7 protein-coding genes are annotated in these 7,911 nt (G+C 44.8%); 6 read left to right on the forward strand and 1 reads right to left on the reverse strand.

From position 1 onward, the window contains the following. Window positions 1-348: 348 nt before the first annotated feature. The gene (locus tag FZF09_RS06340; protein ID WP_158735747.1) at window positions 349-1,011 is read right to left on the reverse strand and encodes a GntR family transcriptional regulator; all 663 of its coding nucleotides are present in this window, start codon (window positions 1,009-1,011) and stop codon (window positions 349-351) included. Between the two features lie 264 nt (window positions 1,012-1,275). Here FZF09_RS06340 and FZF09_RS06345 point away from each other — a divergent pair, with 264 nt between their 5' ends. From FZF09_RS06345 to asnB, 6 genes are all read left to right on the forward strand, one after another. Then, on the forward strand, window positions 1,276-2,538 hold the full coding sequence (locus FZF09_RS06345; protein ID WP_158735748.1) for an MFS transporter: 1,263 nt from the start codon (window positions 1,276-1,278) through the stop codon (window positions 2,536-2,538). Next, on the forward strand, window positions 2,528-3,145 hold the full coding sequence (locus FZF09_RS06350) for a flavin reductase family protein (protein ID WP_158735749.1): 618 nt from the start codon (window positions 2,528-2,530) through the stop codon (window positions 3,143-3,145). Before FZF09_RS06345 ends, FZF09_RS06350 begins: the two co-directional genes overlap by 11 nt. Window positions 3,146-3,382: 237 nt before the next feature. Continuing rightward, the gene (locus tag FZF09_RS06355; protein WP_158735952.1) at window positions 3,383-4,519 is read left to right on the forward strand and encodes an ABC transporter ATP-binding protein; all 1,137 of its coding nucleotides are present in this window, start codon (window positions 3,383-3,385) and stop codon (window positions 4,517-4,519) included. Then, window positions 4,516-5,160, forward strand: coding sequence for an ABC transporter permease (locus tag FZF09_RS06360; protein ID WP_370514430.1), 645 nt, complete (start codon window positions 4,516-4,518; stop codon window positions 5,158-5,160). Before FZF09_RS06355 ends, FZF09_RS06360 begins: the two co-directional genes overlap by 4 nt. Window positions 5,161-5,172: 12 nt before the next feature. After that, window positions 5,173-6,120 carry a glycine betaine ABC transporter substrate-binding protein gene (locus tag FZF09_RS06365; protein ID WP_158735750.1) on the forward strand — a complete coding sequence of 316 codons (948 nt, stop codon included), beginning with the start codon at window positions 5,173-5,175 and terminating at the stop codon, window positions 6,118-6,120. Between the two features lie 91 nt (window positions 6,121-6,211). Continuing rightward, a complete protein-coding gene (gene asnB, locus FZF09_RS06370) occupies window positions 6,212-7,723 on the forward strand; it encodes an asparagine synthase B (protein WP_158735751.1) in 1,512 nt (503 codons plus the stop codon). Window positions 7,724-7,911 lie beyond the last annotated feature (188 nt).

A 7,911-nucleotide genomic window follows, 5' to 3' on the forward strand; every position in this document is an offset into this window, starting at 1 on the left:
ATCATATGGAGGGCCAGGCCCCCGATAGAGAGTGTTCTTGTTATAGCGTTCGCTGGCAAAAGCTAGGATAAAAGGTGCATAAATGTAAGAAAGGGAGTCATACATTTGAAAAGACAGCGCATAAACGCTTCCACCTGGACCATACCCACTCCATTTATGCTCACATTTCAAAAAAGAAATCCTTCCCCTTCCAGCAAAAGCGGGTCAGACCCTAAAAAAGCACATCATAAAGAAGCATTCAAACGGTCTTATGGCTGGCCACTGCTCCCACAAACCATTCCATCCTCCCAAGCACCATAAAAAAAAGAGCACTCCACATGGAGAGCACCCAAAACGCAAACATTTGTATCAATCAATCGTTTGATTAACCGCTGTGGCACCGCTTTCATAGTGCTGCAGGACGAAATCACGTCCGCGTAGAATATGTTCCTGCATCGCCGTTTTGGCTCGGTCGGGATCATTGTTTACAATGGCACGGGCGATCGTTTTGTGCATTTGAAAAGATTGATCAATATCGGTTTGATCAAAATGATAAAAGGAGCGGAACATTAGCGGGAGTACGACGACTTTGTCAATTAAATCACGGACATGATTATTGCAGCTGGCCTCTATGACTCCTTTATGAAAGCGGCTGTTTGCTTCTACAATGGCTTGGTTTTGATCCATGTCTTTTTCTTTCATTAGCATTGCTATTTCATATGCACGGATTGCTTCTTGAATAAACAGAATATCTTCTTCTGTCCGGTTCATAGCGGCTTGCGCGGCGGCATAACTTTCAAGCAGGGCGCGCAAATCGTAGACTTGCTGCAAATCTTCTTTGGAAAACGTCCGCACAATAAACCCTCGTTTTAATGGAGTAATCAACCCGTCAAACTCCAATTTCTTTAATGCTTCACGGATAGGGGTGCGGCTTACGTTCCAGTCTTTTGTCAGCGCTTCTTCTGTTAACCGAAAACCAGGAGGATATACTTCCGTAATGATGGCATGTTTAATATTTTCGTAAACTCCCATACGAAACACCTCAACCATAATGTATACAATTTTGAAATTTCAAAAAAGAAAAGTGAAAGAATACTAATACTATTATAATGGATATATATAGAAACGGACAATACAAAATAGCAAAAAGGTATCAAGTTGATAGAGAACCCATCTCCTACAAAAATCATAATGTAAAGTGTTTGTATACAATAGATAGATTGATAGATTAAATACCCAACATGATAGAGCGCCGTGTTGTATAATGGAAACATTATGGTAAAGAAGGCAGGACGTATGGAAAATCAAAATCTAGCAAAACACCCCACTGATTCAAGTGTACGGCACGAGCCGTGGCGCATGCTGGGCTGGCTGCTTTTCACCCAGGTGCTGGTTGCGTTTGTCGGCCGAAGTCTGGCGCCGCTTGGTGTGTTTATTGGTGACAGCTTAATGTTAACGAACGCCCAGATCGGGATGCTGCCGGCAGCTCTTTTTTTCGGGCAGTTTGCTGTTTCGATTCCATCCGGCATGTTAGTCGACCGGGTCGGAACGAGACCGCTCTTGCTTGCGCTCTCCCTATGCCTTGCGCTCAGCTTTTTCTTTGCCGCGCTTACGTCACATTTCGTGCTGCTGCTTCTATTTGTCGTCATTGGCGGTCTCGGGTACGGGGCGATGCATCCAACATCCAACCGCGGCATTCTCTATTGGTTTGAGCGCCGCAGCCGCGGTACGGCGATGGGGATCAAGCAAATGGGCGTTACTGTCGGTTCGGCGCTTGCATCACTTCTTTTAGTACCACTCTCCGCCGCTTACGGGTGGCGTCCGGTATTTATCGGCGCAGCTATTCTGCTAAGCGCTGCCGGTATTATCAGCTTTCTTCGTTACCGCGATGCCAAAGCTACCTTAAAAACACCAGGTGCCAAAAAGGAAAACACGTGGAAAACATTATTACGTATGGGGAAAAACAAAGCGGTGCTGCTTGTCAGCATAGGGGCGGTTGGATTAAGCGGTGCGCAGATGATCGTGAACACGTATATCATCATTTACACGACCCAAGTAATTGGCTTATCGGTTGCGCTTGCCGCGATACTGCTCGTTATTTCAGAGATAGCAGGCTCGATCGGCCGGGTTGCCTGGGGTGTAGTAAGTGACCGCCTATTCAAAGGGAATCGTTTTATCCTTTTGAGTGTCATTGCCATCATATCATCTGCCTCTGCTGTAATAATGGCGCTGCTTCCCCCTGGCACATCGTTCACATTCGTAGCGGTGCTTGCGTTTATGTTCGGTTTATGTGTTGCCGGCTTTAACGGTCTATGGATGAATGCAGCAACAGAACTTGTGCCGCTGAAGCAAGCTGGTCTTGCGAGCGGATTCAGTATCAGCCTCGGTTCCTGGGGCGTTATTATCGGCCCGCCGCTGTTTGGTTTTATCACCGATATGACCGGCACATTCACCGCCGGCTGGTACGCGCTAGCGGTAGTACTTGTAATCACCGCTGGACTCTTCCTATACTTACATTTATTTGAGAAAAAGAAGGGAGAAATATACGATGCCAAATAATCAAGCCCATGTTTTTAACCCAGATGAACTGGAAACCCAGCAAATGTACAAAATTTTAATTGGATCGGTCGTGCCGCGGCCGATTGCCTGGATATCTTCTAAAAGCAAAGACGGCGTTTTAAACGTAGCACCTTTCAGCTTTTTCACCGTCGCTTCGAGACAACCGCCCACACTTGCGGTATCGATCGGACCAGGCGTGCAGGAAAGAGAAGGGACTATCAAAGATACACTCACAAATATTAGGGAAACAGAAGAATATGTCATAAATGTCGTCCCGGAAGCCCTCGCCAATGCCATGCACGAATCATCCATGCATGTCGCGCCGGAAATAAACGAATTTGAAACAGCAGCGCTCACCCCCGCACCATCTGAAACGATCAGTGTCCCGGCCGTCCAAGAATCACCAATCGCATTTGAATGCAAACTTGACAAAATCATCCCGGTCGGAACCGACCACATGGTGCTCGGTCAAGTACAGCGCGCCCGCGTGGACGAGGCAGCTTACGCAGGCAATTTTAAAACCGACATTGAAAAATGGAAACCGCTAGCCCGTCTAGCTGGCGACTACGCAGCCCTCACTCCATCTTTTCGTCTGCCAAAAGAATAACAAAGCAAAGGATCTGGGTTTCCAGGTCCTTTTTATATAAGAAGACGTTTTTGCTTTGAGTGCCGGTTTGTACGGTTTTCTTTTCAACCAACCTGCAGCAAGTGCTGTTCCGATCCTACAAAAAGCATCCTTCCCTTTCGCTTCTTTTCCCACCACCTGAATAATCTGGCCAGAAATAAAAATAATAAACAACAACACCATAACTTGCTTGTAGAAATGGGGTCATGACGGATGTCGATGATTAAATTTGAAGACGTGAAAAAAGTGTTTTCCGATGGCTTTGAAGCATTAAAAAATATTAACTTTGACGTAAAAGAGGGCGAACTTGTTACATTAATCGGACCGAGCGGCTGCGGAAAAACGACTACGATGAAAATGATTAACCGCTTATTAGAACCGACAGACGGAAAAATTTACATAGATGGAAAAGACATATCCAAAATGAATCCGGTTACCTTACGGAGGAACACAGGATATGTCATCCAGCAGATCGGGTTATTTCCTCATATGACCATCGCCGAAAACATCGCGCTAATCCCTAAATTAAAAGGATGGGAAAAACAAAAATATGAAAAGCGCATCGATGAACTGTTAGATCTTGTCGGTCTTGATCCATCTGTTTTCCGAGAAAGATATCCGGCTGAATTAAGCGGAGGGCAGCAGCAGCGGGTTGGTGTCATTCGCGCTTTAGCAGCCGAGCCTCCCGTCATTTTAATGGATGAGCCGTTCAGTGCGCTTGATCCCATTACAAGAGATCAATTACAAGATGAACTTGTACGGCTTCAGGATGAAATCAAAAAGACGATTGTTTTTGTCACCCATGACATGGATGAAGCCATGAAAATTGCCTCCAAAATTGCCATTATGAAAGATGGAGAAATCGTTCAATTCGAAGAGCCGGAACGATTGCTTCGTTACCCGAAAAACGATTTTGTCAAAGATTTTATCGGGGAAGAACGCCTGACCCAAGACGATGCCCCAACTGCAGAAAAATTAATGATGAAAAAGCTTGTCACCTCGAAACCAACAAGAGGAATGGCAGAAGCACAAACGTTCATGAAGCGGTATGCCGTTGATACGTTGCTGATTACCGACAAAGATAAATTTCTGGGCGTCGTTTCTTTTGATGACGTCGAAACTCATTACGATGAGGAAGACAAAAAAGTGCAGGATATTTTAAACGATGAAGTACCAACCGTTTCACCAGATACTGCTTATACAGACATAGCTGAAATCTTTGCCACCGCAAAGGTACAAAGTATCCCGGTGCTTACGGATGACAAATTAGTCGGCTTAATCACGCGCTCTAGTATGCTGCGCGGATTAGCAGGCATGAAACAAAAGCCTTATGAAAAAGAGGAGATTCCACAATGAACAAATTCATGGATGTACTTAACAACCGCTGGGAAGAAATTTTAACCGCGACGCAAGAACACCTGTTTTTATCATTTGTAGCGATAGCAATTGCTTGTATGATAGCGATTCCGCTCGGCATTTTGTTAACAAGAAATAAAAAACTAGCCGAACCGGTCATCGGATTTACCGGGTTGTTTCAAACGATACCAAGCCTGGCGCTGCTTGCTTTTATGCTGCCGCTGTTTGGCATCGGCACAGCGCCTGCTATTATTGCTCTAACCGTTTATTCGCTTTTACCGATCCTGCGAAACACGTACACAGGCATCTTAGGAGTAGACCAATCTGCGGTTGAAGCGGGAAGAGGAATGGGGATGACCAACATGCAGATTCTCTACAAAGTAGAACTGCCGCTCACACTGCCTATTATTATGGCCGGGGTAAGAACCGCAACCGTATTAACCATTGGGGTCGCAGCCCTTGCAGCTTTTATCGGTGCAGGCGGATTAGGCGATTTAATTTTCAGAGGCTTACAAATGATTCGAAACGAATTAATACTAGCAGGCGCAATTCCCGCCGCGCTTTTGGCGATATTTTTTGATGTGATCCTGCGTTTTGTTGAAAAAAGAGTCACACCGAAAGGATTACAAAAAGAAGATTAAGGAGTGAAAAATGTGAAACAGGTATGGAAACGAGCACTTGTATTGATTACAGCTTTTTCTCTTATCGTATCCGGCTGCGGCACTGGCGGTGAAGACGCAGATGAAGGCGGCGGCGCCGATGCCAGCGATGAGCCGATTGTTATTTCAGGGAAAAAATGGACCGAGCAATATATTCTTCCTTATATATTAAAAGGATTCATCGAAGACAAGACCGATTATGAAGTAAACATCAATGAAGGTCTCGGGCCAACGCAAATATTGCACACCGCACTGACAGACAGAGACATTGATATGTATGTCGATTACACCGGAACCGGCCTGCTTACGGTTTTAAAAGAAGAACTGAATCCAGGTGATACACCCGATGACGTGTATGAACGTGTGAAAGAAGGATACAAAGATCAATTTGATATCGTTTGGACCGAACCTTTAGGGTTTAACAACACGTATGCTCTTGCCATGCGAGAAAAACAAGCCGAAGAGTTAGGTGTAGAAACGTACAGTGATCTCGTACCGAAATCAGATCAAATTGCATTTGGAGCAGCCCCCGTTTTTTACGAACGAGAAGACGGATATGATGCAATGGTGGAAACGTATGGCTTTGACTTTAAACGAACGATTGACATTGACACCAATATTAAATATTCCGCACTACAAGAGGGAGAAGTCGATGCGATTGACGCCTTCACCACCGACGGCCGTATACCGCGCTTTAACTTAAAAGTATTAGAGGACGATAAAGAATTCTTTCCTCCTTATTATGCGTGCCCGCTTGTAAGACAAGAAACGTTAGACGCTTATCCAGATCTAGAAGAGACGTTGAATGAACTGGGCGGCACTCTTGACGAAGACACAATGGCAGACCTTAATGCCCAAGTTGACATTGATGAAAAAAGTCCAAATGATGTAGCAATGCGTTTCTTAGAAGAAAACGGGCTGATCGGAGAAGAGGAAGCGTAAGGATTAGTGGAAATCGTGGGAAGACCTGCCCGGTCTTTCTACTTCCACTGCTGCATGAAGCACCTTATCAAAAATACGAGGTGAGCGATCCATGTGCGGAATATTTGCGACAACAGGTCATATTTCAGATGAATTAATGAAGAACGTTTTACAAAGTATGGAGCACCGCGGACCTGATGAAGGAAAAGATCATATGCTCGATCATTTTCATTTAGGACATCAGCGCCTTTCGATCATTGGTCTTCATGACGGGATTCAGCCGATTGCCAATGCCGATCAATCGAAATGGATTGTTTGTAATGGAGAAATCTATAACTATCCTCAGTTAAAAAAGGAACTGCAGCAAAAAACGACCTTTTTGACGGAGTCCGACAGTGAGGTTGCCCTGAAAATCTATGAAGAAGAAGGACTAAACGGCGTTACCCGGTTAGACGGGATGTTTGCGTATTTTATTGCCAATGAAACCGACAATACCTTTTTCGCTGTGCGCGACACCCTGGGTATCAAGCCGCTTTATTATGGAAGAGATGAACAAGGTCATTATGTGTTCGCTTCTGAATTAAAAACGATATATGAAGTAGTAGAGACGGCTCACGAATTTCCAGCTGGCCATTATTTCACACCAGAAACTGGTTTTGTCTGCTACCGTTCCATCAACAGCCCGGATGTGTCTTCAATTCTGACAGAAACCCCGATGGAAGACATCACAACACAAATCCATCATCATTTGACCAATGCTGTGGACAAGCGGTTGTTAGCCGATGTTGAAGTAGGGGTTTTGCTTAGCGGAGGGTTAGACAGCAGTCTAATTGCAGCACTTGCTAAGAAACTACACAAAGAAAAACATCCTTTAAAATCGTTTTGCGTCGGTTCAGAAGGAAGTGAAGATCTCAAGCGGGCAAGAGACGTGGCAGAAGCGATTGGCACGGAACACTATGAGTACGTGTACACAAAAGAAGAGCTGCTTGAGATCATTCCAACGGTTATCTACTACTTGGAATCTTTTGAACCATCTCTTGTCCGGAGCGCACTGCCGAACTACTTCGTTTCAAAGCTTGCTGCCCAGCACGTAAAAGTGATTTTATCAGGAGAAGGAGCAGATGAGCTATTTGCAGGCTATGATTACCTAAAAGATTTTACAAAAACGAAAACATTAAACGATGAAATCATTCGCATCATTAATACGTTACACAACGTAAACCTGCAGCGGGCCGATCGAATGAGCATGGCCCACTCGCTGGAGTTAAGAGTTCCTTTTCTTGATCTTAAACTAATCGATTATGCCTTGAAAGTACCAGCTGAGCTGAAATTACATTCTGATCAGCGCATGGAAAAATGGCTGCTGCGCAAATCATTTGAAGGCATGCTGCCTGAACATGTTCTCTGGAGAAAAAAGGAAGAATTCTCCGAAGGCAGCGGTGCATTAGATATTTTAGAAATCCATGCAAACAACGCCATTAGTGAAGAAGAAATGAATAGACTAAACAAGCTGGCGCCTGTAAACTTGCGCAGCAAACAAGAAGCGATGTATTACCGAATATTTAAAGAACATTTTCCGCAAGAATCCGCTTTGGAAACCGTAGGACGCTGGGCCACTACTTAACCTGGATGCACACATACTGCATGCAGGTATTTCTACAGGTATTTCTATGAAAGGTAAGAGATTATAAATAGTTGGCGTTTTTGATGTCTAGCTTCAGCGCCCAGCCGCTCAGGCGCACACGATAAAGAGGAACTTTTGCTAAAACCGCGACGTCCTGTCGCAACGCAAAAGTCAACACCTCCTGTGCA

It is taken from the genome of Alteribacillus sp. YIM 98480 (assembly GCF_009765375.1).
Lineage (GTDB): Bacteria > Bacillota > Bacilli > Bacillales > Marinococcaceae > Alteribacillus.